Annotated in this window: 20 protein-coding genes; 11 read left to right on the top strand and 9 right to left on the bottom strand. The window is 68.8% G+C overall.

Annotated features, from left to right (window positions below):
- Nucleotides 1-36 precede the first annotated feature (36 nt).
- The 3 genes from BM43_RS25905 (at nt 37) to BM43_RS25895 (ending at nt 5824) form a co-directional block, all read left to right on the top strand.
- Nucleotides 37-1182 carry an efflux RND transporter periplasmic adaptor subunit gene (locus tag BM43_RS25905; protein ID WP_036048416.1) on the top strand — a complete coding sequence of 382 codons (1146 nt, stop codon included), beginning with the start codon at nt 37-39 and terminating at the stop codon, nt 1180-1182.
- Complete coding sequence (locus BM43_RS25900; RefSeq protein ID WP_036048419.1) at nt 1179-4271, top strand: efflux RND transporter permease subunit; 3093 nt, start codon at nt 1179-1181, stop codon at nt 4269-4271. The genes BM43_RS25905 and BM43_RS25900 overlap by 4 nt, the downstream gene beginning before the upstream one ends.
- Nucleotides 4272-4336: 65 nt before the next feature.
- Nucleotides 4337-5824 (top strand): efflux transporter outer membrane subunit, encoded by a 1488-nt coding sequence (locus BM43_RS25895; RefSeq protein ID WP_036052885.1) that lies wholly within the window; start codon nt 4337-4339, stop codon nt 5822-5824.
- Nucleotides 5825-5900: 76 nt separating this feature from the next.
- Here the strand turns inward: BM43_RS25895 and BM43_RS25890 are convergent, their stop codons facing one another.
- The 5 genes from BM43_RS25890 to BM43_RS25870 all read right to left on the bottom strand — a co-directional run bounded on the left by BM43_RS25890 (nt 5901) and on the right by BM43_RS25870 (nt 11349).
- On the bottom strand, nt 5901-7253 hold the full coding sequence (locus tag BM43_RS25890; RefSeq protein ID WP_036048421.1) for an O-antigen ligase family protein: 1353 nt from the start codon (nt 7251-7253) through the stop codon (nt 5901-5903).
- On the bottom strand, nt 7250-8134 hold the full coding sequence (locus tag BM43_RS25885; protein ID WP_036048424.1) for a glycosyltransferase family 17 protein: 885 nt from the start codon (nt 8132-8134) through the stop codon (nt 7250-7252). Before BM43_RS25885 ends, BM43_RS25890 begins: the two co-directional genes overlap by 4 nt.
- Before the next feature lie 96 nt (nt 8135-8230).
- A complete protein-coding gene (locus BM43_RS25880; protein WP_080562287.1) occupies nt 8231-9034 on the bottom strand; it encodes a glycosyltransferase family 2 protein in 804 nt (267 codons plus the stop codon).
- 254 nt (nt 9035-9288) lie between these two features.
- The gene (gene gabP, locus BM43_RS25875; RefSeq protein ID WP_036048426.1) at nt 9289-10692 is read right to left on the bottom strand and encodes a GABA permease; all 1404 of its coding nucleotides are present in this window, start codon (nt 10690-10692) and stop codon (nt 9289-9291) included.
- Between the two features lie 312 nt (nt 10693-11004).
- On the bottom strand, nt 11005-11349 hold the full coding sequence (locus tag BM43_RS25870) for an MmcQ/YjbR family DNA-binding protein (RefSeq protein WP_013696498.1): 345 nt from the start codon (nt 11347-11349) through the stop codon (nt 11005-11007).
- Between the two features lie 406 nt (nt 11350-11755).
- On the opposite strand from BM43_RS25870, the gene ettA reads away from it, so the two are divergent.
- Nucleotides 11756-13423 (top strand): energy-dependent translational throttle protein EttA, encoded by a 1668-nt coding sequence (gene ettA, locus BM43_RS25865; RefSeq protein ID WP_013696497.1) that lies wholly within the window; start codon nt 11756-11758, stop codon nt 13421-13423.
- A gap of 97 nt (nt 13424-13520) precedes the next feature.
- Here the strand turns inward: ettA and BM43_RS25860 are convergent, their stop codons facing one another.
- The 3 genes from BM43_RS25860 to BM43_RS25850 are packed head-to-tail and all read right to left on the bottom strand — an operon-like array spanning nt 13521 to nt 16294.
- Nucleotides 13521-14144, bottom strand: a complete 624-nt coding sequence (locus tag BM43_RS25860) for an HAD family hydrolase (protein WP_036048429.1) — start codon at nt 14142-14144, stop codon at nt 13521-13523.
- Between the two features lie 56 nt (nt 14145-14200).
- On the bottom strand, nt 14201-16015 hold the full coding sequence (locus tag BM43_RS25855; RefSeq protein WP_036048431.1) for an aminopeptidase P family protein: 1815 nt from the start codon (nt 16013-16015) through the stop codon (nt 14201-14203).
- Between the two features lie 27 nt (nt 16016-16042).
- On the bottom strand, nt 16043-16294 hold the full coding sequence (locus tag BM43_RS25850) for a hypothetical protein (RefSeq protein ID WP_013696494.1): 252 nt from the start codon (nt 16292-16294) through the stop codon (nt 16043-16045).
- Between the two features lie 535 nt (nt 16295-16829).
- On the opposite strand from BM43_RS25850, the gene hemA reads away from it, so the two are divergent.
- The 6 genes from hemA (at nt 16830) to BM43_RS25820 (ending at nt 22185) form a co-directional block, all read left to right on the top strand.
- A complete protein-coding gene (gene hemA, locus BM43_RS25845) occupies nt 16830-18116 on the top strand; it encodes a glutamyl-tRNA reductase (protein ID WP_036048432.1) in 1287 nt (428 codons plus the stop codon).
- 92 nt (nt 18117-18208) lie between these two features.
- Nucleotides 18209-19291 (top strand): peptide chain release factor 1, encoded by a 1083-nt coding sequence (gene prfA, locus BM43_RS25840; protein ID WP_013696492.1) that lies wholly within the window; start codon nt 18209-18211, stop codon nt 19289-19291.
- A 14-nt stretch (nt 19292-19305) separates the two neighbouring features.
- Nucleotides 19306-20154: a peptide chain release factor N(5)-glutamine methyltransferase gene (gene prmC / locus BM43_RS25835; RefSeq protein ID WP_013696491.1), complete on the top strand. Its 849-nt coding sequence runs from the start codon at nt 19306-19308 to the stop codon at nt 20152-20154.
- 164 nt (nt 20155-20318) lie between these two features.
- Nucleotides 20319-20630 carry a Grx4 family monothiol glutaredoxin gene (grxD, locus tag BM43_RS25830; RefSeq protein ID WP_012734508.1) on the top strand — a complete coding sequence of 104 codons (312 nt, stop codon included), beginning with the start codon at nt 20319-20321 and terminating at the stop codon, nt 20628-20630.
- Between the two features lie 13 nt (nt 20631-20643).
- Entirely contained in the window at nt 20644-21243 is a 600-nt protein-coding gene (locus tag BM43_RS25825) for a UbiX family flavin prenyltransferase (protein ID WP_025100899.1), read from the top strand.
- Between the two features lie 132 nt (nt 21244-21375).
- Nucleotides 21376-22185: a DODA-type extradiol aromatic ring-opening family dioxygenase gene (locus tag BM43_RS25820; RefSeq protein WP_025100898.1), complete on the top strand. Its 810-nt coding sequence runs from the start codon at nt 21376-21378 to the stop codon at nt 22183-22185.
- A 130-nt stretch (nt 22186-22315) separates the two neighbouring features.
- Here the strand turns inward: BM43_RS25820 and BM43_RS25815 are convergent, their stop codons facing one another.
- Nucleotides 22316-23914 carry an APC family permease gene (locus BM43_RS25815; protein ID WP_036048435.1) on the bottom strand — a complete coding sequence of 533 codons (1599 nt, stop codon included), beginning with the start codon at nt 23912-23914 and terminating at the stop codon, nt 22316-22318.
- A 434-nt stretch (nt 23915-24348) separates the two neighbouring features.
- Here BM43_RS25815 and BM43_RS25810 point away from each other — a divergent pair, with 434 nt between their 5' ends.
- Nucleotides 24349-24552: a cold-shock protein gene (locus BM43_RS25810; protein WP_012734504.1), complete on the top strand. Its 204-nt coding sequence runs from the start codon at nt 24349-24351 to the stop codon at nt 24550-24552.
- The last annotated feature ends 157 nt before the right edge of the window (nt 24553-24709 follow it).

The raw sequence follows: 24709 nt of genomic DNA, 5'->3' as shown, positions 1-24709 counted from the left end.
GGCCTGCGGGCCGATTTCCGCGTAGTCGAGACACCCATGAAATCGTCGCAACTGATTCTTGCCGGCACCGCCATGGCGGTGGTGTTCGGCGGCCTGTTCCTGTGGCGCAGCGGCCGCGAGGCGGTCGCCAACGAGGCGCCGCCCCCTTCCCCCCCGATGAGCGTGACGACCAGCGTGGTGCGCGCCGGCACCGCGCCCTCCACGCTCGACGCGATCGGCACCCTGCTGGCGGTGCGGCAGGTGATGCTCGCGCCCGAGGTGGCCGGCCGCGTCACCGCAATCCACTTCACGCCGGGCAGCCAGGTCCGCCAGGGCGAGCCGCTGGTCCAGCTCTACGACGACCCGGAACGCGCCCAGCTCGCCAGCCTGCAGGCCAGGGCGGTGTTCGCGAAGAGCCAGCTGGCGCGCTCGCGCACGCTCGCGCCGGTCGGCGCCGAGCCGCGCAGCGTGTTCGACCAGCACCAGTTCGACTACCAATCGGCCAGCGCCGACGCCCGCCAGGTCGAGGCGGTGATCCGCCAGAAGCTGGTGCGCGCGCCGTTCGCCGGCGAGATCGGGATCCGCCAGGTCAATCTCGGTCAGTACCTGAACGCGGGCGAGGCCATCGCCACGCTGACCGACCTCGACACGCTCTACGCCAACTTCACCCTGCCGCAGAAGTACCTGGGGCAACTGCGCGCCGGCCAGGCCGTGCACCTGGCCGCCGATGCCTATCCGGGCCGCGATTTCGTCGGCAAGGTCACGGCGATCGAGCCGCGCGTGGGCGACGCCACCCGCAACGTGACGGTGCAGGCCACCCTGGACAACCGCGGCCACCCGCTGCGGCCCGGCATGTACGCGCACGTCACGCTGGAGCTGCCTTCGCGGCCCGACGTGCTGACCGTGCCCGACACCGCAGTGCAGAGCTCGCAGGACGGCGACACCGTCGCGGTGGTCGAGAAGCCGAACACGCAGGGCGTCGGCACCGTCGCGTTCCGCAAGGTGCGCACCGGGATCGCCGGCGGCGGGCGCATCGAGGTGCTCGAGGGGCTGCGCGCCGGCGAGGTGGTGCTGAGCGCGGGCCAGGTGCGGGTCGCGCCCGGCGCGCGCGTGAAAATCTCCTACGACCGGCACGACGGCGACCAGGCCAGCCTGGCGGCCGGCCCCCGCGACACGGAAACGGCGACGGAGACGGCGCAATGAACACGCAGCGCTCGCAGCCGGCCTTCACCGACATCTTCATCCGCCGCCCGGTGCTGGCCCTGGTGGTCAGCTTGCTGATCCTGCTGGTCGGCCTGCGCGCGCTGATGTCGCTGCCGATCCGCCAGTACCCGACGCTGGAGAGCGCCACCATCAGCGTGGAGACCGACTACCCCGGCGCCTCGCAGGCGCTGATGCAGGGTTTCGTCACCACTCCGATCGCGCAGTCGATCGCGACCGCCGACGGCATCGACTACCTGAGCTCGAGCACCACCCAGGGCAAGAGCGTGATCAAGGCGCGCCTGCGCCTGAACGCCGATTCGAATCGTGCCATGACGGAAATCATGGCCAAGGTGCAGGAGGTCAAGTACAAGCTGCCCGCCGACGCCTACGACTCGATCATCACCAAGCTGACCGACGCGCCGACCGCGGTGATGTACCTCGGTTTCGCGAGCGACACGCTGTCGATCCCCGAGATCACCGACTACATCGTGCGCGTGGCGCAGCCGCTGGTGACCACGGTGCCGGGCGTGGCCTCGGCCGACATCCTCAGCGGCCAGAACCTCGCGATGCGCGTCTGGCTCGATGCCGACCGGCTCGCCGCGCACGGCCTCTCGGCCGGCGACGTGTCGGCCGCGCTGAAGGCCAACAACGTGCAGGCCGCGCCGGGCCAGATCAAGGGCGCGCTGACGCTGGCCGACATCAGCGCCAACACCGACCTGCAGGACGCGCGCGCGTTCGGCGACCTGGTGGTGCGCGCGGCCGACAACGGCTACAGCCTGGTGCGGCTGCGCGACGTGGCCACCGTCGAGATCGGCGGCCAGAACTACGATTCGAGCGCGCTGATGAACGGCCGGCGCGCGGTCTACATCGCCGTCAACGCGACGCCCTCGGGCAACCCGCTGGAGATCGTGCAGGGCATCGACGCGCTGCTGCCGGCGATGGAGCGCAACAAGCCGGCCGGCCTCACCATCGCCGACGGCTTCGACGTGGCCCGTTTCATCCACGCCTCGATCGACGAGGTGCGCACCACGCTGGCCGAGACGGTGGTGATCGTGGTGGTGGTGATCTTCCTGTTCCTCGGCAGCTTCCGCGCGGTGCTGATCCCGATCCTCACGATCCCGCTGTCGCTGATCGGCACCGCCTTGCTGATGCTGCTGTTCGGCTTCTCGCTGAACATCCTCACCCTGCTGGCGATGGTGCTGGCGATCGGCCTGGTGGTGGACGACGCGATCGTGGTGGTCGAGAACATCCACCGTCATATCGAGGCGGGCGAGCCGCCGGTGCGCGCCGCGCTGATCGGCACGCGCGAGATCGTGATGCCGGTGATCGTGATGACCGGCACCCTGGTGGCGGTCTACGCGCCGATCGGGCTGATGGGCGGGCTGACCGGCTCGCTGTTCAAGGAGTTCGCCTTCACGCTGGCGGGGTCGGTGTTCGTGTCGGGCGTGATCGCGCTGACGCTCTCGCCGATGCTGGGCTCGCTGCTGCTCACCGCGCAGCTCTCCGAAGGGCCCATCGTCAAGCGCATCGAGCAGGTGATGGCGCGCCTGACCGGCTGGTACCGGCGCGGCCTGCGCGCCAGCCTCGGCGCGCGGCCGCTGGTGCTGCTGGTGGGCGTGGTGGTGCTGGCCGGCATCGTGCTGCTGTTTTCGGGCGTCAAGCGCGAACTCGCGCCGCCCGAGGACCAGGGCTCGATCATGGCCGTCATGAAGGCGCCGAAGTACGCCAACCTCGACTACATGGAGCGCTACGCGCCCGAGCTCGAGCGCGCCTTCCGCGCCTTCCCCGAAGCCGATACTAGCTTCATCCTGAACGGCTACAATGGCAGCAACCTGGGCTTCGCCGGCGTCAACCTGGTGGACTGGTCCAAACGCGAGCGCGGCGCGGCGCAGTTGCAGGGCATCGTGCAGAACGGCGCGAGCGCGATCGAGGGCGAGCAGATCTTCACCTTCCTGCTGCCCTCGCTGCCGGCGTCCAGCGGCGGCCTGCCGGTGCAGATGGTGGTGCGCGCGCCGGCCGATTACCCGCAGCTCTACGAGACGGTCGAGAAGCTCAAGGCCGCCGCGGGCAAGAGCGGGCTGTTCTCGACCGTCGACAGCGACCTCACCTTCGACAGCCGCGCCGTCAGGCTGACGATCGACCATAGCCAGGCCAACGCGCTCGGCGTCACCATGCAGGACATCGCCGATACGCTGGCCGTGCTGGTCGGCGAGAACTACGTGAACCGCTTCAACTTCAAGGGCCGCTCCTACGACGTGATCCCGCAGGTCGCGCGCGGCGAGCGGCTCACGCCCGAGACGCTGGCACGCTACTACGTGAAGACGCGCAGCGGCGCGATGATCCCGCTCTCGACGGTGGTGCGCGTCACCACCGGCAACCAGGCCAGCATGCTGAACCAGTTCAACCAGATGAACGCGGTCACGCTGTCGGCCGTGCCGGCGGCCGGCGTGACGATGGGGCAAGCGGTCGACTTCCTGGCCGCGCAGTCGCTGCCGCACGGTTATTCGATCGACTGGCTCGGCGAATCGCGGCAATACGTGCAGGAAGGCAATCGCCTGACCGTCACCTTCGTGTTCGCGCTGATCGTGATCTTCCTGGTGCTGGCCGCGCAATTCGAGAGCCTGCGCGATCCGCTGGTGATCCTGGTCTCGGTGCCGCTGTCGGTCTGCGGCGCGCTGGTGCCGCTCTACCTCGGTTATGCCACGCTGAACATCTACACGCAGATCGGCCTGGTCACCCTGATCGGCCTGATCACCAAGCACGGCATCCTGATGGTCAGCTTCGCCAACGACCTGCAGCGCGACGAGGGGCTGGACCGGCTCGCCGCGATCGAGCGCGCCGCCGCGGTGCGCCTGCGCCCGATCCTGATGACCACCGCCGCGATGGTGGCCGGCCTGGTGCCGCTGGTGTTCGCCAGCGGCGCCGGCGCGGCGAGCCGCTTCGCGATCGGCATCACCGTCTCGACCGGGATGCTGGTCGGCACGCTGTTCACGCTGTTCGTGCTGCCCACCGTCTACACCTTCCTCGCGCGCAATCACGGCGCCGTGCGCGCCTCCGAGCGCGAACGCCTGCTCGCCACCCAGCATTGAGACGCATCGTGTCCGCCTTCGCTCGCTTCGCCGTCCGCTTCCCCTTCCCCGCCCTGAAACCGTCGATGACGGCTGGCGCGGCGGTCCTGCTGTTCGCCGCCACGGGCTGCACGATGGCGCCGCATTACCAGCGCCCCGCCGCACCCGTGTCGGGCAGCTTCCCGTCCGACGGCGTCTACGCGACGCAGCCGGGCGCGGACGGCTCGCACAGCGCCAATGGCCAGGCCGCCGCCGACATCGGCTGGCGCAACTTCTTCGCCGATCCGCGCCTGCAGGCGCTGATCGAGATCGCGCTGAAGAACAATCGCGATCTGCGCGTCTCGGTGCTCAACATCGAGGCGGCGCGCGCGCAGTATCAGATCACGCGCGCGGGGCTGTTCCCGACGCTGGACGGCACCGGCACCGGCAATACGCAGCGGCTGCCGGCCGGCGTGTCGAACACGGGCTCGCCGTTCATCTCGCGTGACTACAACGTCGGTCTCTCCGCCTCGTGGGAGCTGGACCTGTTCGGCCGGATCCAGAGCCTGAAGGACCAGGCTTTGGCGCAGTACCTGTCGACGGCCCAGGCTCGCAAGGCGGCGGAGATCTCGCTGATCTCGCAGGTGGCGGACCAGTACCTGACGCTGCAATCGACGGACGACCTGTTGAAGGTCACCGAGGACACGCTGAAGACGGCCCAGGATTCGTACAACCTGACCAAGCTGCAGTTCGACAACGGCACCGGCTCGGAACTGGACCTGCGCCAGGCGCAGACGGTGGTCGAGCAGGCGCTGGCGAACCAGCAGGCCGAAGCGCGCGACCGCGCGCAAGCCGTGAACGCGCTGGTGCTGCTGATCGGCGAGCCGCTGCCCGACGATCTGCCGGCGGGCCTGCCGCTGGATTCGCAGAGCCTGCTGACCGATATCCCGGCCGGCTTGCCTTCGGACTTGCTGACGCGTCGTCCCGACATCATGGAAGCCGAGCAGACGCTGCTGGCGGCCAACGCGAACATCGGGGCGGCCCGCGCGGCCTTCTTCCCGAAGATCTCGCTGACGGCCGCGTTCGGCACGGCGAGCCCGACGCTGGGCGGCCTGTTCAAGGCCGGCACGGCGGCCTGGTCGTTCGCGCCGAATATCGCCCTGCCGATCTTCGAGGGCGGCTCGAACATCGCGAACCTCGACTTGGCGCACGTGCAGAAGCGCATCGAGATCGCGAACTACGAGAAGGCGATCCAGACGGCATTCCGCGAAGTATCGGACGGGCTGGCGGCACGCGGCACGTATGACCAGCAGATCGCGGCGCTGGCGCGCAACGAAGAGGCGCAGCAACGTCGCTACGATCTGTCGGACCTGCGCTACCGCAACGGCGTGGACAGCTACCTGACGGTGCTGACCGCGCAGACAGACCTGTACACGGCACAGACCACGCTGATCTCGGCGCGCCTGGCGCGCTGGACCAACCTGGTGGACTTGTATCGCGCGCTGGGCGGCGGCTGGATCGAGCACAACGGCGACCAGCCGCGCGAGGCCGATGCACCGGTCGACTACGGCAAGCCGGCGGCCAAGGCGGGCTGAGCCAAGCCACCGGATAAAAGAGGAACGAGGAAAACAAAAACGGCGCCGGGCAACATCCCCGGCGCCGTTCGCGATCTCAGGCGTCGCGCGAGGCCGTTCCGGCCGTGGCCTCGTCGGGCTGGGCACGTTCGGCCAGCGCCTGGGCCAGCAGGCCCGCGATCATCAGCGCATTGAAGGTCGAGGCGTACTTCAGCGTGAACATCTCGAACGTGACGCAGGCCGCCATCAGGCACAGCATGAACACCAGGCCGGTATCGGCCGTCAGGCGGGCCCGCGGATTGGCACGACGCGCGCGCCAGAACAGCACCAGCGGCACCGCGAACTCCAGCACCACCGCAATCCCGCCGGCGATCCCCGAACGCAGCAGGTTGGCGAGCAGTTCGTTGTGCGGCCCGGCCGAGATCGTCTCGATGGCGCGCGGGCTGGCGAAGGAGGTGATCCACGCCGCATCGAGAAAGGCGCGGTAGCCGTTGTCCCCGTATCCCTGCAGCGGCCGATGCGCGAACAGCACCATGGCGATCCGCCACATCGTCAGCCGCAGCCCGCCCGACGTGTCGGGGTTCGAGCGATTGACCCACGACGAGGTCTCGGTATAGACGCTGAACAGCCGGTCAGCCACGCCATGGAACACGTAGAGCGCGGCCACGCCGGCCAGGATCACCGCCAGGATGCCGGCCAGCATCTTGACGTCGAACCTGGGGCGGCGCAGCACGAACCACAGCACCACGGCGATCGGCACCAGCAGCCACGCGGTGCGCGTCTGCGAACCGATCACCAGGTAGGCGCCCGCGATCACGCCGATGGCGATCAGGATCCGGGCGCGCAAGCCGCCCGTGTGCGCCACCGTCGCGGCGGCGAAGGTGGCCATCACGGCCAGCAGCACGGTGTAGACGCCGAAGGTGTCGGTGTCGACGAAATACGTCGCGTAGCGCCCGCTCCAGGCGGCAAGCGCGTGCGGATCCAGGTGCACCTGCGCCACCAGCCCGATCAGCGCCAGCGGCGCGGCGATGCTGACGATGCGCACCACGTCGATCCGCTTGTAATGGAACACCAGCAGCACGGGGATGCCGAGCAGCAGGCGCGAGGGCGCGTCGAACGCCCTGGCGATCCAGTCTCCGCGCAGCAGCTGGCCGATCGCCACCGCCACGATCGGCGCGGCCAGCGCCACCATGGCGGCCAGCAGCGCGCGCCGGTTGATGCCGCGGCCGGCTTCGCGCCAAGCGGCCGGCAGGTCGGCGAACGACAGCACGGCCAGCATGATCAGGCAGAAATTGGCCGCGCCGCGCAGCGACATGTACAGCACGACCGCGACGAAAGTCAGGCCGACCAGCGCGGCATCGAACCAGGGGGCGCCTGGGCGGCCGACGAAGCCCGCCGTCAACCCAGCCAGCCGGCCCCCGCGCGCGGCGCGACGATCGACCGGCATCATGCCTGCCCCCGCGTCGCGCCCGCACCCGCCGGCGCGTCGATCAGCCAGCGCGCATAACGCTCGCGCGCCTCGACGATCCCGCGCGGAAACTGGCGCGGCTCGAGCGCTTGCGGCACATAGCGCAGCGGCCGGTCGAGCACGTCCTGCCCGGAGCGGATCCGGCTCTCGATATAGGCGACGTCCTGGAACTCGTCGCGCATGAACTTCTGGTCGGCGACGCTCTTCATCTTGAGGATCATCGCCTCGGGGCTGGTGACCCACGAAAAATGCCAGCCCGCGTCGTGGATGTGCTGGACCTTGCGGCGCCGGAACCAGGCGCGCTTGAGCGAGCGCAAGAGCCCCGCCGACTTGTAGGAGCGCACCGCGTTGACGTTGCCGAAGAACTGCGTCAGGTGCCGGTAGCTGGTCACGCGCGTGCCGATCCAGTCGGCGAAACCCTCGCCGTCCATCAGGCGGTTGTTCAGGAAATAGGCGTAGCAGTACTGGTGCAGGTCGGCGCGCAGGTAGCGGCGCGGATCGTACTGGCGCAGGCATTCCGGGCGCGGGATCTCGTCGAGGTCGGACACCACGACCAGGTCGTCGGGCGCCGCGTCGTGCAGGCCGTGCATCAGGTAGCTGCGCTGGTAGTTCTCGTTCTTCCACATGTCGGGCTCGCCCGGCGGCAGGTGGTCGATCGCGAGATAGCGGATCTTGTCGCGAAAGCGCGCGAAGCGCTCGCTGTCGAAATTCAGCGGCTTTTCATCACCGACCTGCGTGTAGCGCGACTCGGCGATCACGAAATAGTCGACGTGGTCCCACAAGGTCTCGAGCCGCAGCTCGAGCAGCATGTCCTCGTTGAAATAGCAGAAACAGTCGTAGATCTTCGGACGGGACGGATTCATCGGTGGCAACGGCTGCCGGAGCAAAAGAAGGGAAGGAACACGTGCAAGGCGCTCGGGTGCCGCGTCGCGGAACCCTCGCGGGCCGGTGCAGGCGGCTCAGAGCCACTCGAACTCGGACTGCTTGCGCACGCCGTGCACGGTCATGCCGTGCCGGGCCAGTTCGCCGTCGCGCCAGTCGCGCAGGCGGCGCACACGCTGCATTTTATCGAGCTTGCGCGACAGCCAGCTCTGGTTGAGCAGCCGGTAGTTGCGGCGCATGCCCAGGCCCTGCTTGCCGGACAGGCCGCGCTCGCGCTTCATCGCCGATTGCGTGATCGAGCCGTAATGATGGAGCCAGGAGGCGCCGACGATCGCCGAGGCGATATTGGCGCGCGCCAGCTCGGCGAAGAACAGCGTGTCCTCGTAGCCGAGCAGGGCCGGCGCGGCGCGGAAGTAGCCGACCTCCATCCAGACGCTGCGATGCACCACCAGGCAGACCGCGTGGCAGATCCCGTCGCGCCGCACCTCGCGCATCGTTTCGCTCCATTGCGGCGCGAGCCCCTGGAAGTCGTAGTCCAGCGCGCCCTCGAGCAGGGCCGGCGAGGCCACCTTCAGGCCGTGCCGGATCGCCGTGCCGATCAGGTTCTCGATCCAGTTCGCCGAGACCAGCACGTCGTTGTTCATCACCACGGTCCACTCGGCCTGCTGGTGCAGCGCGCCCTGGTTCCATGCCGTGCCGCAGCCGAGATTGTCGCGGTTCAGGATCCGGCCGCCGAGCGGCAGCGTCTCCAGGTAGGCGCGGGTCTCGTCGGTCGAGGCGTTGTCGACCACCACCACGCGATCGAGCGGCGTGCCGTGGGCGATCATGCTGTCGATGCACTGACGCGTGTAGTCGACCTGGTTGTAGACGGCAAAGGTGATGGAATAGTCGTGGGCGTTCAGAGTGCTTCTCCCCGTGGGTGTAGCCTGCGCGGGCTGGCGTTTCCTCGACGCCCGGCGTGTCGGCGGCCGGACCGCCGACGGGCGTCAATTGTCGGCAAGCCGGCCGAAACTGGCAAGTCGATGATCCGGAAGTGCCGGAAAATACACGATTTTTCGCCGCCGCGCCGCCCGGCGCCATGAAAAAAGCCCGCTCGCGCGGGCTGATTTGGGCGGGTTTGGGCGGGGCGCGCCGCTCAGCGCGGGCCGGCCGCCATCCTGGCGCTGCCGGCCGGGCGCGCCGCGGCGCGCGCACGGCGGTTCAGCCAGGACGCGACCACCACCCCCAGCGCCAGCACGGCGGTCGCGCCCACCTCCAGCCGGTGCGCCGGCTGGGACAGCATCACCGCCAGCACCGCGACGATGAACAGGATCACCGCCCAGGTCAGCCAGGGGAAGATCCACATGCGCAGGGCCAGCGCGGTGCCCTCGGCGTCGAGCATGCGGCGCATGCGCAGCTGCGAGATCGCGATCACCAGGTAGACCAGCAGCGCGATCGCGCCCGAGGTGGCCAGCAGGAAGCCGAATACCTGCTCGGGCATCACGTAGTTGGCGATCACGGTCAGGAAGCCGAACGCGGTGGAGGCCAGCACCGCGGCGCGCGGCGTGCCGCTGCGGTCGGTGCGGCGCAGCGCGGCCGGCGCGTCGCCGCGCGTGGCCAGCGAGAACAGCATGCGCGAGGCGGTGTAGAGCGCCGAATTGAGGCAGCTCGCCACCGACACCAGCACGATCACGTCGACCACCGCCTTCGCGTGCGGAATCCCGATCAGCTCCATGGCGCGCTGGTAGGAGCCGTGCGAGGCCAGCAGGGGATCGTTCCAGGGCACCAGGGCCGCCACCACGAAGATCGAGCCGAGATAGAACAGCGAGATACGCCAGATCACCGAGTTGGTGGCGCGCACGATCTGCTGGCGCGGATTGTCGGCCTCGGCCGCGGCGATCGTGACGATCTCGGTGCCGAGGAAGGAGAACATGGTGGTCAGCATCGCCGCCAGCACCGCGCCCAGCCCGTTCGGCACGAAGCCGCCGAGATCGACCAGCCGCGAGACGCCGGAAACCTGCGAACCCGGCAGCAGGCCGAGGATCGCCGCGCCGCCGATGGCGAGGAACACCAGGATCGCGATCACCTTGATCAGCGCGAACCAGAATTCGAACTCGCCGTAGTTCTTGACCGAGAACAGGTTGGTCACGGTCAGCACCGAGGTGATGCCGAGCGCGAAGATCCAGGTCGCCACGCCGGGGAACCAGGCGTTGAGGATGGTGGCCGCGGCGGTCGCCTCGATCGGGATCACCAGCACCCAGAACCACCAGTACAGCCAGCCGATCGAGAAACCGGCCCAGTGGCCGATGGCGCGATCGGCATAGGTCGAGAACGAACCGCTGTCGGGTTGGGCGATCGCCATCTCGCCGAGCATGCGCATCACCAGCACCACCAGCGCGCCGGCGATCGCGTAGGCGATCAGCGCGCCCGGCCCGGCTTCGGCGATCGCGTGGCCCGAGCCGACGAACAGGCCCGCGCCGATCACGCCGGCAATCGACATCATCGTCACGTGCCGCTGCTTGAGGCCGGTGCCGAGGCCCGAACCATTTTCTGCTGCCATGTCTCCTCCTGGATTCGATGGGGTCGCGACGACCCGGAGCCGAACGCCGGCGCAAGGCGCGAGCCCGCCCGCCACGCCTTGGCCGCGCGGAGATGGCGCTCGGCCATGCTGGAAGGGAGGGCCTGCGATGCACGCCCGGCTGGAGAAGCGGGCCGCTGGCGGCCCGGTTGCCGGTGCGCGCCCTGCAAGGGCGGCGTTCGGAATGACGAAAGTGTAAGCAGGCGCAGGCGAATCGAATGAGAGCCAATTGTGGCCGATCGATGGGGCCAATTTGCCGCAGCCAAGCTGCGGCGACTGCCTCGGCCGCTCGACTCAGTCGTGGCTGGCGTCGAATGCGGCGACCTCGCGTTTCGGCGCGATCTCGCGCCAGCGCTGTCGCAGCAGCGCCGCCAGCTCCACCGGGTCGGCACGCGAGAGCCTCACCAGCACGGCTGGCCAGCCCAGGTAATGATCGGTCACGTAATAGATGTCGGGCTCGCTCTCGATCAGGTGGGCGCGCTGGTCGGGACCCACGCCGCTCACCACCAGCGTGTCGCCGTCCTCGCGCAGGCGCGCGAGCAGATGGCCGCGCACCTTCAGCGCGGGCGTGCCGTAGGAGCTGCCCGCCTCGACCGCGGCCCAGGCGAGCGCGATCCGGCTCAGTTCGTCGTAGGTCATGGCGCCTCCAGTCAGGGGATGCCGCGCGGCGGCATCGCGCGTGCCGCCCGCCGTCGATGATAGCGCCGCGCGCCGCCTGTCCGGCAAGCGGGGCACCGTCATTGCCCGGCGCCGGCCTCCTTCGCCCTGTTCGCCGGCTTTACCGCCTTCCTGCCGTCGCCGCCGTCCACCTTCACGGCCTTCGCGGCGCCCACCGCCGGAACCGCCCCACGACCTCCGCCGCCTTCGCCAGCGCTCGCGGCCCCCGCGCGCCGCGCAGTACAATACGCGGTCCCGCCGCGCATGCGCGCGGCAGCGCCGCGGCCTCGCGCGCGGCGCCCCTGTCCGCAGCGGACCCTCCGTCGCCCGTTCTGCCGCCCCGCGCGGCCGGCGGCGGCCCCAACCTTCACGAGTTTCAACGACGCAGATGGCCCAATACGTATTCACCATGAACCGGGTCGGCAAGATCGTGCCGCCCAAGCGCCAGATTCTCAAAGACATCTCGCTGTCGTTCTTCCCCGGCGCGAAGATCGGCCTGCTGGGCCTGAACGGCTCGGGCAAGTCGACCCTGATCCGCATCATGGCGGGCGTCGACAAGGACATCGAGGGCGAAGCCACGCCGATGCCGAACCTGAACATCGGCTACCTGCCGCAGGAACCGCAGCTCGACCCGAGCAAGACGGTGCGCGAGGCGGTCGAGGAAGGGCTCGGCGACGTGTTCAGCGCGCAGAAGAAGCTCGACGAGATCTACGCCGCCTACGCCGAGCCGGACGCCGACTTCGACGCGCTGGCCGCCGAGCAGGCCAAGTACGAGGCGATCCTGGCCGCCTCCGACGGCGGCAGCCCCGAGCAGCAGATCGAGATCGCGGCCGACGCGCTGCGCCTGCCGGCCTGGGACGCGAAGATCGAGCACCTGTCGGGCGGCGAGAAGCGCCGCGTGGCGCTGTGCAAGCTGCTGCTGGAAAAGCCCGACATGCTGCTGCTCGACGAGCCGACCAACCACCTCGACGCGGAATCGGTCGAGTGGCTCGAGCAGTTCCTGACGCGCTTCCCCGGCACGGTGGTGGCGGTCACCCACGATCGCTACTTCCTCGACAACGCGGCCGAGTGGATCCTCGAACTCGACCGCGGCCACGGCATCCCCTGGAAGGGCAACTACTCGAGCTGGCTGGACCAGAAGGAAGACCGCCTGAAGCAGGAAGAGGCCACCGAATCGGCGCGCCAGAAGGCGATCAAGAAGGAACTGGAGTGGGTGCGCCAGAACCCGAAGGGCCGCCAGGCCAAGTCGAAGGCGCGTATCGCCCGCTTCGAGGAGCTGAGCAGCCAGGAATACCAGAAGCGCAACGAGACGCAGGAAATCTTCATCCCGGCCGGCGAGCGCCTGGGCAACGAGGTGATCGAGTTCAAGAACGTCAGCAAGGCCTATGGCGATCGCCTGCTGATCGACGATCTCAGCTTCAAGATCCCGGCCGGCGCGATCGTCGGCATCATCGGCCCGAACGGCGCCGGCAAGTCGACCCTGTTCCGCATGCTGACCGGCAAGGAGCAGCCGGATTCGGGCGAGATCGTGCACGGCCCGACCGTCAAGCTGGCCTATGTCGACCAGAGCCGCGACGCGCTGGCCAGCGACAAGACGGTGTTCGAGGAGATCTCGGGCGGCGCCGACGTGCTGACGGTGGGCAAGTACGAAACGCCGTCGCGCGCCTATATCGGCCGCTTCAACTTCAAGGGCGGCGACCAGCAGAAGATCGTCGGCAACCTGTCGGGCGGCGAGCGCGGCCGGCTGCACCTGGCCAAGACGCTGATCGCGGGCGGCAACGTGCTGCTGCTGGACGAACCCTCGAACGACCTCGACGTGGAAACGCTGCGCGCGCTGGAAGACGCGCTGCTGGAGTTCGCCGGCTCGGTGATGGTGATCTCGCACGATCGCTGGTTCCTGGACCGGATCGCCACCCACATCCTCGCCTTCGAGGGCGATTCGCAGGTGGTGTTCTTCGACGGCAACTACCAGGAATACGAAGCCGACAAGCGCGCGCGCCTGGGCGAGGAAGCGGCCAAGCCGAAGCGGATCCGCTTCAAGCCGATCAGCCGCTGAGGGCCGCGGCCCCTGGCCGATGACGAACGAAACGGGCGAGCCCTCGCGGGTTCGCCCGTTTTTTCATGTGATGCCGGCAACAGGGAACGTGGGCCGCTCAGGCCGCCACGCCGAGCTCGCGCAGGCGCGCCAGCGTGCGCTCGAAATCGGTGTGATGGATGCCGTGCCAGCCGAGCGCGGCGGCGGCCGCCGCGTTGTGCGGGTTGTCGTCGATGAACACCAGCTCCGCCGGCGCGATGCCGGGCTGGCTGGCCTCGATGCGGGCGGCCATCTCGCGGTAGATCGCGGGATCGGGCTTGGCCAGCCGCACCCGGCCCGATACCACGATGTCGCGAAAGCGCCGCAGCACGGCGTAGCGCTCCCAGGCATAGGGGAAGGTCTCGGCCGACCAGTTGGTCAGCCCGTAGAGCGGCATGCCCGCCTCGTGCAGCCGCTCGACCAGCGCGACGCCCGGCTCGAAGGTGCCGGCGATCATCTCGGGCCAGCGCGCGTAGAAGGCGCGGATCAGCGCCTCGTGTTCGGGAAACGCGGCGAGCTTCTCGGCCGTGCCCGCCTCGAGCGACTGGCCGGCATCCTGCCGCACCACCCAGTCCATCCCGCAGACCTCGGTGAGGAAGCGCCGCCGCTCGGCCGGATCGGGAATCAGCTGCCGGTACAGGTAATCGGGATTCCAGTCGATCAGCACGCCGCCGAAATCGAATACCACCGCCTTGATGGTCATGCCCGCTTTCTCCGGTTCTTGCCTCGCAGGCGCCGGGCCGGCCCGGCGCCCGGACCTCAGATCGGCTGCGTGCGCGTCTCGAGCCAGGCCAGCGCCGCGCCCGTCACCAGCGGAGCGACCCGCTCGCGCACCGTGGCGTGATAGTCGTTGAGCCAGGCCCGCTCGCCCGCGTCGAGCAGCTCGAGCTGCACGCAGCGCGTATCGATCGGGCACAGCGTCAGGGTCTCGAACTCGAGGAAATCGCCGAACGGCGTCTGCGCCGCCGCGCGATTCACCACCAGGTTCTCGATGCGCACGCCCCACTGCCCCGGGCGATACACGCCGGGCTCGTTCGAGGTGATCATGCCCTCCTCCATCGCGGTATGCGGATCGGCCGCCGCGTAGTGGGCGATCACCTGCGGGCCCTCGTGCACGTTCAGGAAGTAGCCGACGCCGTGGCCGGTGCCGTGCCCGTAGTCGAGCCCGGCCGCCCACATCGGCGCGCGTGCGATCGCATCGAGCATCGGCGAACGGATGCCGCGCGGGAATTTCGCGCGCGACAGCGCGATCATCGCCTTCAGCACGATCGTGAAATCGTGGCGCTGCGCCTCGCTCGGCGTGCCGACCGGCACCACCCGCGTGATGTCGGTGGTGCCGCCGACGAACTGGCCGCCCGAGTCGATCAGCAGCAGCCCGTCGCCCTCGATGGTCTGGTGCGCTTCCGGGGTGGCGCGGTAATGCGGCATCGCGCCGTTGGCGTTGAAGCCGGCGATGGTGGCGAAGCTCGGCGAGACGAAGCCCGGCCGGCGCGCGCGCGCGGCGGTGAGCTGCTCGTCGATGCTCAGCTCGGTGATGGTTTCTTGGCCGAGCGCGGCCTCGAACCAGGCGAAGAACTCGGCCAGCGCGGCGCCGTCCTGGGCCATGGTCGCGCGCACGTGCTCGATCTCGGCCGGCGTCTTGCGCGACTTGGCGAAAGTCGAGGGATTGACCGCCTCCACCAGGCGCACCGCCTTGGGCACCGCCTGCAGCGTGCCGAAGGTCACGCGGCGCGGATCGATCAGCAGCGCGGCATCGGCCGGCAGCGCCGCGAGCGCGTCCAGGGCCGCCTCGTAGGGGCGCACCTCGACGCCGTCGGCGGCCAGCGCCGCCTGCAGCGCGGCATCGAGCTTGCCGTCGATCACGAACAGCGTGGCGCGCTCGGGCGTGATCAGCGCATGCGCGATGAACACCGGGTTGTAGCTGACGTCGGCACCGCGCAGGTTGAACAGCCAGGCGATGTCGTCGAGCGTCGAGATCAGATGCGCGCTGGCGCGATAGGCGCGCATCGCCTCGCGGATCTGCGCGAGCTTGTCGGCGCGGCGCGTCTGCGCGTGCGGCGCGACGTGCTCGAACACCGGCTCGACCGGCAGCGCCGGCCGCTCGGGCCAGATCGCGTCGAGCAGGTCGAGATCGGTGCGCAGCGCGACGCCGCGCGCGGCCAGCGCCGCCGACAGCGCCCGCGCGGCGCCCACCCCGAGCACCGCGCCGTCCACGCCCACCGCAGCGCCGGCCGGCACGTGCTCGGCCAGCCATTCGACATGCGGCTGGCTCTGCTGGCCGGCCGTCATCTTCATCAGTTCGACGCCGGTGCCGGCCAGCTCGGCGGCGGCCTGCACCCAGTAGCGGCTGTCGACCCAGAGGCCCGCGAAATCGGCCGTCACCACCAGGGTGCCGACCGAGCCCGTGAAGCCCGACAGCCAGCGGCGCGCCTGCCAGTGCTCGGGCAGGTACTCGGACAGATGCGGATCGGCGGATGGGACGAGACAGGCGGCGACACCCTCGCGCGCCATCGCGCCGCGCAACAGGGCGATGCGAGCGGGAATGGGGGAGACGTCGGGATGACGGGCGTTCATGATGGGTTCCATCCGTGTGGGGGGAGTTCAGCGGCGGGCAAGCGCGCCGGTGGTCAAGGTGACGAGGACAAGTGCGGCGACGGCGCAGACGGGCCATTCGAGCGTGCCGCCGTCGTGGAACAGACCGGTCAGGTTGCCGGCCATCCTGGCGGCCGCCGCGCCCGCGAGGCCGGCGACCAGCGCGGCGCGCCAGCCGCGGCGCCCGGCACGCGCCGGATGCAGCCACCAGCCCAGGCCGCCGATGGCGAGACCGAGCACCACGATTCCAAACCAGTTCATCCAGCGCCTTTTTTTCGAATCATCCGAGCTTGCCCCGGGCGTGAACGAAACACCTGTCGTCGCAGGGCATGCGTCGGCCGTCTCCGGTGATCCGGATTATAAAAGTGAGTACGAGAGTGCGGCCGTCCGCGACATTGCCCTACCTAGCGAACGAGTGTAAGGGGTTGGTCAAACGTAAGGCAAGTAGACATAAGTGCCAAAGCGGCGTCCTCCTTCATATGTCCACACAAATTCCAACTATCCTGAAAAAGTGGGCGGAATCGCATGCCGGACGGTTGCCAATCGACGGTTTCGGGCGCATCGTACCCTCCAATCGTCGGCCTGGCCGATTGCTGCGACCTGGAGTCGCGCCACCCTGTCGTGAGCAGGGTCTTGGCGGCGCCCAGGCGTGCATCGGGCGAGGGCCGGCAGGCTCGAGAGCGCGTCCTGGCGGGGCTTGCGGCGAATCGCCCCGGTCGGGACAGGCGGCCTGGGCCTTGCCGGTGACAAAAGCGGCAAGACGCTATAATGCGAACCTAAACGATAGCCCCCGGATATGCAGCTCCTCACGATCGGAATCAATCACCACACGGCACCCGTCGCCTTGCGCGAACGTGTGGCGTTTCCGCTCGAACAGATCAAGCCTGCCCTGTCCACCCTGACCGGCGTGTTCCTGGGGCGCCAGGCGCCCAACACGCCCGAAGCCGCGATCCTCTCCACCTGCAACCGCACCGAGCTGTACTGCGCCACCGACGATCGCGCCGCGCGCGATGCCGCCGTGCGCTGGCTGGCCGAGTTCCACGGCATTCCCGCCGACGAGCTCGCGCCGCATGTCTACGCGCTGCCGCAATCCGAGGCCGTCCGCCACGCCTTCCGCGTCGCGTCCGGCCTCGATTCCATGGTGCTCGGCGAAACCCAGATCGTCGGCCAGATGAAGAACGCGGTGCGCACCGCCTCCGAGGCCGGCGCGCTCGGCACCTATCTGAACCAGTTGTTCCAGCGCACCTTCGCGGTCGCCAAGGAGGTGCGCAGCACCACCGAGATCGGCGCCCAGTCGGTGTCGATGGCCGCCGCCGCGGTGCGCCTGGCGCAGCGCATCTTCGAGAGCCTCGCCGACCAGAAGGTGCTGTTCATCGGCGCGGGCGAGATGATCGAGCTGTGCGCCACCCACTTCGCCGCGCAAGGTCCGCGCGAGCTGGTGATCGCCAACCGCACCGCCGAGCGCGGCGCCAAACTGGCCGAGCGCTTCGGCGGCCGCGCCATGCCGCTGGCCGACCTGCCCGCGCGCATGCACGAATTCGACATCATCGTGTCCTGCACCGCCTCCACGCTGCCGATCATCGGCCTGGGCGCGGTCGAGCGCGCGGTGAAGGCGCGCCGCCACCGGCCGATCTTCATGGTCGACCTGGCCGTGCCGCGCGACATCGAACAGGAAGTCGGCAAGCTCAAGGACGTGTTCCTCTACACGGTCGACGATCTCGGCGCGATCGTGCGCGAGGGCAATGCCTCGCGGCAGGCCGCCGTGGCGCAGGCCGAGGCGATCATCGAGACGCGCGTGCAGAACTTCATGCAGTGGCTCGACACGCGCAGCGTGGTGCCGATCATCCGCCACATGCATACCCAGGCCGACGCGCTGCGCCGCGCGGAGGTCGAGCGCGCGCAGAAGATGCTCGCGCGCGGCGACGATCCGGCCGCGGTGCTCGACGCGCTGTCGCAGGCGCTCACCAACAAGCTGATCCACGGCCCGACCAGCGCGCTGAACCGCACCAGCGGCACCGAGCGCGACCAGTTGATCGACCTGATGCGCGGGTTCTACGCGCACGGCCCGCGCGCCGACCATTAGCGGCGCCCGCCGCCGCATCTGCCCCACCCGCGGCGCTTCGGCCGCATTCGCCTTCCTTTTCGAATCCTCGCCCGGGAGCGTTGCTCCACACCATGAAAACGAGCATGCAAAGCAAGCTCGACCAGCTCTCGAACCGGCTGGCCGAACTGAACGAACTGCTGAGCCGAGAGAACGTCACCGCCGATCTCGACCAGTACCGCAAGCTGACCCGCGAACACGCGGAAATCGGCCCGGTGGTCGAGCACTACGCGCAATGGCGCCTCGCGCGCGGCGACGAGGCGACCGCCCAGGAACTGCTGTCGGACGCCGCGATGCGCGAGTTCGCGGAAGAAGAGATCCGCGAGGCGCGCGAGCGCATGGCGCGCCTGGAAGCCGAGCTGCAGAAGATGCTGCTGCCGCGCGACCCCAACGACGAGCGCAACATCTTCCTGGAAATCCGCGCCGGCACCGGCGGCGACGAGTCGGCGCTGTTCGCCGGCGACCTGCTGCGCATGTACCTGCGCTATGCCGAGCGGCAGCGCTGGCAGGTCGAGATGATGTCGGAGAGCGCCTCGGACCTGGGCGGCTACAAGGAAGTGATCGTGCGCATCGCGGGCCAGGGCGCCTATTCGCGCCTGAAGTTCGAATCGGGCGGCCATCGCGTGCAGCGCGTGCCGGCCACCGAGACGCAGGGCCGTATCCACACCTCGGCCTGCACCGTGGCGGTGATGCCCGAGGCCGACGAGATCGCCGAGGTCGAGATCAACCCGGCCGACCTGCGCATCGACACCTTCCGCGCCTCGGGCGCGGGCGGCCAGCACATCAACAAGACCGATTCGGCGGTGCGCGTCACCCACCTGCCGACCGGCATCGTGGTGGAATGCCAGGACGACCGCTCGCAGCACAAGAACAAGGAGCGCGCGCTGAAGGTGCTGGCGGCCCGCATCAAGGACAAGCAGTACCACGAGCAGCACGCCAAGGAAGCGGCCACGCGCAAGAGCCTGATCGGCTCGGGCGACCGCTCGGAGCGGATCCGCACCTACAACTTCCCGCAGGGCCGGATGACCGACCACCGCATCAACCTCACGCTCTACAAGCTCGAGGCCCTGATGGACGGCGATCTCGACGAGATGATCGCGACCCTCGTCAGCGAGCACCAGGCCGAGCTGCTGGCCTCGCTCGGCGAAAGCGACTGAGCGGCGCGCGTCTCATGCCCGCCTCGCCCGCCACCGCCGCCGAACTGCTGCGCGCCACGCCGCTCGATGCCGTCGACGCACGGATCCTGCTCGCCCACGCGCTGGGCTGGAGCCGAACCCAGCTGATCACGCGCGCCGACGCGCCGCTCGCGGCGGCCGACGCCGAGCGTTATCTCGCGCTCGCGGCGCGGCGCCTGGCCGGCGAGCCGGTGGCGCAACTGGTGGGCTCGCGCGAGTTCTTCGGCCTCGAATTCGCGGTCACGCCCGACGTGCTGATTCCGCGGCCCGACACCGAGCTGCTGGTGGAGAGCGCGCTCGCCGCGATCGAGGGCATCGCCGCGCCGGCCGTGCTCGATCTCGGCACCGGCAGCGGCGCGGTGGCGGTCGCGATCGCCTCGATGCGGCCCGACGCGCGCGTCCAGGCGCTCGACCGCTCGGCCGCGGCGCTGGCGGTGGCACGCGGCAACGCGGCCAGGCTGCTCGACCCGGCGCGCCCGGGCGGCGCCCTGCGGTTCCTGGAGAGCGACTGGTACGGCGCGCTCGATCCGCTGCAGCGCTTTCACGCGATCGTCAGCAACCCGCCCTACATCGCGTGCCGGGACCCGCATCTCGAGCAGGGCGACCTGCGCTTCGAGCCGCGCGGCGCGCTGACCGACGAGGCGGACGGCCTCGAGGCGATCCGCGCGATCGCGGCCGGCGCGCCGGCCTTCCTGCTGCCGCGCGGCGCGCTCTGGATCGAGCACGGCTACGACCAGGCAGAGGCGGTGCGCGCGATCCTCGCCGCCGCCGGATTCGAGGCGGTGGCCTCGCTCACCGACCTGGCGGCCATCGAGCGCTGCACCGGCGGGCGCCTGCCCGGCTGAACGCCCGGGCGTGGCTTGCACGCGGTCGTTGCCTCCGCGAGATGCCCGGAGCCCCCCGCCGGCCCTGTCCCGGCCCTGCTTTCCGCCCTGGACCGGCGCCGGTCGGGCCTGCCGAAATCCAGTATCATTCCCGTTCTCTGCCCCGCATCAGCACAAGGTTCATCATGGATACCCAACAACGCATCAAGCAAATCGTCGACGAAAACCCGGTCGTGCTCTTCATGAAGGGCACCGCGCAGTTCCCGATGTGCGGCTTCTCGGGCCGCGCGATCCAGGTCCTGAAGGCCTGCGGCGTCGACCAGATCAAGACCGTCAACGTGCTCGAGGACGAGGAAATCCGCCAGGGCATCAAGAGCTTCTCGAACTGGCCGACGATCCCCCAGCTCTACGTGAAGGGCGAATTCGTCGGCGGCTCGGACATCATGATGGAGATGTACCAGTCGGGCGAACTGCAGCAACTGTTCGCCGCCGCCTGAGTTCCTCCCCTCGATGGAGGCACGCCCCGCGCCGCCGCGGCGCCTGATCGTCGCGATCACCGGCGCGACCGGCGCGATCTACGGCATCCGCCTGCTCGACCTGCTGCGCGCGGCGGGCGGCGTCGAGACCCACCTGCTGGTGTCGGCCGCCGGCTGGCTCAATATCCAGCACGAACTGCGGCTCTCGAAGGACGAGGTCCATGCGCGGGCCGACGTGGTCCACTCGGTACGCGACGTGGGCGCGAGCATCGCCTCCGGCTCGTTCGCGACCGACGGCATGGTGGTCGCGCCCTGCTCGATGAAGACGCTGGCCAGCGTCGCGCACGGGCTCTCGGACAATCTGGTGGCCCGCGCCGCCGACGTCACGCTCAAGGAGCGGCGCCGGCTGGTGCTGATGGTGCGCGAGACGCCCTTCAATCTGGCCCACCTGCGCAACATGACCGCCGTCACCGAGATGGGCGGCATCGTCTTCCCCCCGCTGCCCGCCTTCTACGCCATGCCCGCCTCGATCGACGAGCTGGTCGACCAGACCGTCACGCGCGTGATCGACCTGTTCGGCATCGGCGCGCCGCGCACCGCGCCCTGGACCGGAATCCGCGGCGGCACCGAGTAAGGCTCGTCACCTCCCGCCCCCTCGCATTGATTCGCAACGATAGAGAATCAATCAAATCCCGTTTGAGCGATTTATCAAACCCAAGGCGGCCTCTATAGTCGAATCCAATTCGACTCATCCGGACCTCCGACCATGTCCCGCCTGCCCTCGCTCTACCTGTCCCACGGCGCCCCGACGCTGCCGATCGACCCGCTGCTGCCCTCGGCGGCGTTCACGCACCTGGGCGCCGAGCTGCCGCGCCCGCGCGCCGTGCTGATGCTCTCGGCGCACTGGAACACGCTGGCCCCGGCCGTCAGCGTCAGCGCGCGGCCCGAAACCATCCACGACTTCCACGGCTTCCCGCGCGCGCTCTACGAACTGCGCTACCCGGCGCCGGGCGCGCCCGAGCTGGCCGAGCGCACGGCGGCCCTGCTCGAGGCTGCCGGCATCCCGACCGCGACCACCGATTACGGGCTCGACCACGGCGCCTGGGTGCCGATGCTGCTGATGTTCCCCGAGGCCGATATCCCGGTTGCCCAGTTGTCGATCCAGCCGCGCGCCGACGCCGCCCACCACTTCCGCGTGGGCCGTGCGCTGCGCGCGCTGCGCGACGACGGCGTGATGGTGATCGGCTCGGGCCAGATCACCCACAACCTGCGCCAGGCCGATTTCGGCGCGACGCCGGAGGAAGCCGACCCGCGCGTGGACGAATTCACCGGCTGGTTCGAGGACCGCCTGGCCCATCGCGACATCGAGGCGCTGCTCGACTACCGGCGCCAGGCCCCGCACGCGGCCCTGATGCACCCGACCGACGAGCACCTGCTGCCGGTGTTCGCCGCGCTCGGCGCGGCCGACGACGACTACCAGCTCGGCATCCAGTCGCTGGGCACCTACCAGCGCGTGCTGGCGATGACCAACTACGTGTTCGCGTCGTCGCCCCAGGCCAGCCAGCCCGCGGCCTGAGGTACGGCCCCGGGCGCGGCGAGCGCCGATGAAAAAGCCCGCCCGGGCATGACCCGGGCGGGCTTTTTTTCGTTCCTGCCGGCACCGCGGCGGCGGTGTCGGCAGGAACGAGAGCAGCGGGCGGTGACGCTCAGGCGCCGATGCCGTCGAGGATCTCGTCGTGCGACTCGCGCTCGTCGAGGTACTGGGTCCGGTAGCCGGTGTTGACGCCCCAGAAGTAGAAGCCCAGCGCGATCAGCGCGACGATCAGCATGTCCCAGCCATAGGGCAGCACGCCCGAGCCGCCGAACTGCTTGCTGCCGATCAGCGACAGCACGGCCATCGTCGGCAGGTAGGCGACCAGCCACCAGGCGGCCTTCAGGTCGGCACCCCAGCCACCCCAGCCCGACTTGGCCTGGAAGTAGAAGTACACCGGCAGCGCGACGACCATCAGCAGGATGATCTCGCCCGTCAGCGGCCACTTCGCCCAGTACAGGATCAGCGAGGCGCAGACGAAGGCGAACGGCGCGATCAGCTTCATGCCCGGGATCGACAGCGGACGATCGAGGTCGGTGGCCGCGCGGCGCAGCGCCATCAGGCTGATCGGGCCCGTCAGGTACGAGATCACGGTGGCCACCGAGATCACGGCCGCCAGCGAGCTCCAGCCGCGGAAGAAGAACAGGAAGACGAAGGAGACCAGCAGGTTGAACCACATCGCGTTGCGCGGCACGCCGTAGAGCGGGTGCACGTTGCCGAACATCTTCGGCATCGTGTTGTTGCGCTCCATCGCGTAGATCATCCGCGTGGTGGTCGCCATGTAGGTCGTGCCGGTGCCGCTCGGGCTGATGAAGGCGTCGACGTAGAGCAGCACGGCCAGCCAGTTCAGGTTCAGCGCGATCGCCAGTTCCGCGAACGGCGAGGCGAAGTTGAAGTGCTTCCAGCCCTTCGCGACTTCGGCCGGATCGACCGAGCCGATGTAGGCGATCTGCAGCAGCACGTAGATCACCAGCGCGATCAGGATCGAGGCGATCACCGCGAACGGCACGCTGCGCGACGGGTTGCGCGCCTCGCCGGCGAGGTTGACCGGGCTCTGGAAGCCGTTGAACGCGAACACGATGCCGCTGGTGGCGACCGCCGTGAGCACCGCCGACCAGCCATACGGCGCGAACGCGTCGTTGCTCGTCATGCCGAGGTTGTCGGAGTGGAAGCTGGTGAGCATCAGGCCGAGGATGGTCAGGCCCGGGATCAGGAACTTGAACACCGTGATCGCCGAGTTGGCGCGCGCGAACAGCTTCACGCCCCAGTAGTTCAGCATGAAGTAGATCACCACCAGCACCGCCGAGAGCAGCAGGCCTGGTGTGGTCAACTCCCCGCCCACGAACAGGCTGTGCGCCCACGCATAGGGCCAGGTGCTCATGTACTGGATCGATGCCTCGGCCTCGATCGGGATCACCGAGACGATCGCGATCCAGTTGGCCCAGGCGCTGATGAAGCCCACCAGGGAGCCGTGCGAGTAACGCGCGTAGCGCACCATGCCGCCCGATTCCGGGAACATCGCGCCGAGCTCGGCATAGGTCAATGCGATCGCGAGAATCACGACCGCGCCGATGATCCAGGCGCAGATCGCGGCCGGGCCGGCGATCTTCGCTGCTTTCCAGGCCCCGAAAAGCCAGCCGGAGCCGATGATCGACCCCAGGCCCGTCAGCATGAGCGCGATCGGGCCGATGTTCCGTTGAATAGAACTGTTCACAACCTCTCCTATGTCTCTCAAAAAGCCTTGTCAGGACGCCTGCCGAAGGTCGTTCGGCCGGGGTCGCGCCGGCATCTTTGGGGGACGGGTTGTCCGGTCCAGGACAACCCGCCCGTGCGGCGCGTAGTGTATACGGTTGCACCTCCCGGATGGCGGCAAAATCGATCAGCCCCTACAAAAAAATGAGCGCCCCAGCAAGGTTTGTAAGCGTTATTCGTGGTATTTCTAGTGGTTTCCCTAGGAATTCTCAGTGGAAGGTTGACCGCAAGGTCGTTTGGACGTATAACGGCCGAGCAGGATTTCAAGTGGCGAGTGAATAGGTTCTTTCGTAGTTCGCCCATCAACGGTACTCCGGTCGGCCCCATTACCCCCTTCCTTGATTTTCATGCACCTCCCGGGCGTTTCGCCCTGTCTCACATTTTTAGGAACAAGTTATGGCAACCGGCACCGTCAAGTGGTTCAACGACGCTAAGGGTTTTGGCTTCATCACGCCGGAAGGCGGCGGCGACGATCTGTTCGCGCACTTCTCGGAAATCCGTGTCGACGGTTTCAAGACGCTGCAAGAAAACCAGAAGGTCGAATTCGAAGTGAAGACCGGCCCGAAGGGTCTGCAAGCAGCGAACATCAAGCCGCTGTAAGTTCGCGCGATATCTTCGCCTGAATAAAAAACCCCGCCTCGGCGGGGTTTTCGTTTTTTCCGACCCGAATTCGTGTCGGGCCACGCTCCGGCGGGATTGATTCCGATAGTGGTGCAGCGGTTCGCGTCGCGGGGGAAAGGGAATCGGCGCCGGGCAC

This window comes from Burkholderia gladioli (assembly GCF_000959725.1).
Lineage (GTDB): Bacteria > Pseudomonadota > Gammaproteobacteria > Burkholderiales > Burkholderiaceae > Burkholderia > Burkholderia gladioli.
This window is presented reverse-complemented; position numbering and strand designations above follow the sequence as displayed.

Excerpts from the sequence above, each read along its gene's own strand:
- BM43_RS25870 (WP_013696498.1), bottom strand. The coding sequence starts at position 11,349 with ATGACCTACGACGAACTGAGCCGGATCGCGCTCGCCTGGGCCGCGGTC.
- prmC (WP_013696491.1), top strand. The coding sequence starts at position 19,306 with ATGCCCGCCTCGCCCGCCACCGCCGCCGAACTGCTGCGCGCCACGCCG.
- BM43_RS25890 (WP_036048421.1), bottom strand. The coding sequence starts at position 7,253 with ATGATGCCGGTCGATCGTCGCGCCGCGCGCGGGGGCCGGCTGGCTGGG.
- gabP (WP_036048426.1), bottom strand. The coding sequence starts at position 10,692 with ATGGCAGCAGAAAATGGTTCGGGCCTCGGCACCGGCCTCAAGCAGCGG.
- BM43_RS25900 (WP_036048419.1), top strand. The coding sequence starts at position 1,179 with ATGAACACGCAGCGCTCGCAGCCGGCCTTCACCGACATCTTCATCCGC.
- hemA (WP_036048432.1), top strand. The coding sequence starts at position 16,830 with ATGCAGCTCCTCACGATCGGAATCAATCACCACACGGCACCCGTCGCC.
- BM43_RS25850 (WP_013696494.1), bottom strand. The coding sequence starts at position 16,294 with ATGAACTGGTTTGGAATCGTGGTGCTCGGTCTCGCCATCGGCGGCCTG.
- prfA (WP_013696492.1), top strand. The coding sequence starts at position 18,209 with ATGAAAACGAGCATGCAAAGCAAGCTCGACCAGCTCTCGAACCGGCTG.
- grxD (WP_012734508.1), top strand. The coding sequence starts at position 20,319 with ATGGATACCCAACAACGCATCAAGCAAATCGTCGACGAAAACCCGGTC.
- ettA (WP_013696497.1), top strand. The coding sequence starts at position 11,756 with ATGGCCCAATACGTATTCACCATGAACCGGGTCGGCAAGATCGTGCCG.
- BM43_RS25810 (WP_012734504.1), top strand. The coding sequence starts at position 24,349 with ATGGCAACCGGCACCGTCAAGTGGTTCAACGACGCTAAGGGTTTTGGC.
- BM43_RS25860 (WP_036048429.1), bottom strand. The coding sequence starts at position 14,144 with ATGACCATCAAGGCGGTGGTATTCGATTTCGGCGGCGTGCTGATCGAC.
- BM43_RS25885 (WP_036048424.1), bottom strand. The coding sequence starts at position 8,134 with ATGAATCCGTCCCGTCCGAAGATCTACGACTGTTTCTGCTATTTCAAC.
- BM43_RS25825 (WP_025100899.1), top strand. The coding sequence starts at position 20,644 with ATGGAGGCACGCCCCGCGCCGCCGCGGCGCCTGATCGTCGCGATCACC.
- BM43_RS25905 (WP_036048416.1), top strand. The coding sequence starts at position 37 with ATGAAATCGTCGCAACTGATTCTTGCCGGCACCGCCATGGCGGTGGTG.
- BM43_RS25855 (WP_036048431.1), bottom strand. The coding sequence starts at position 16,015 with ATGAACGCCCGTCATCCCGACGTCTCCCCCATTCCCGCTCGCATCGCC.
- BM43_RS25820 (WP_025100898.1), top strand. The coding sequence starts at position 21,376 with ATGTCCCGCCTGCCCTCGCTCTACCTGTCCCACGGCGCCCCGACGCTG.
- BM43_RS25895 (WP_036052885.1), top strand. The coding sequence starts at position 4,337 with ATGACGGCTGGCGCGGCGGTCCTGCTGTTCGCCGCCACGGGCTGCACG.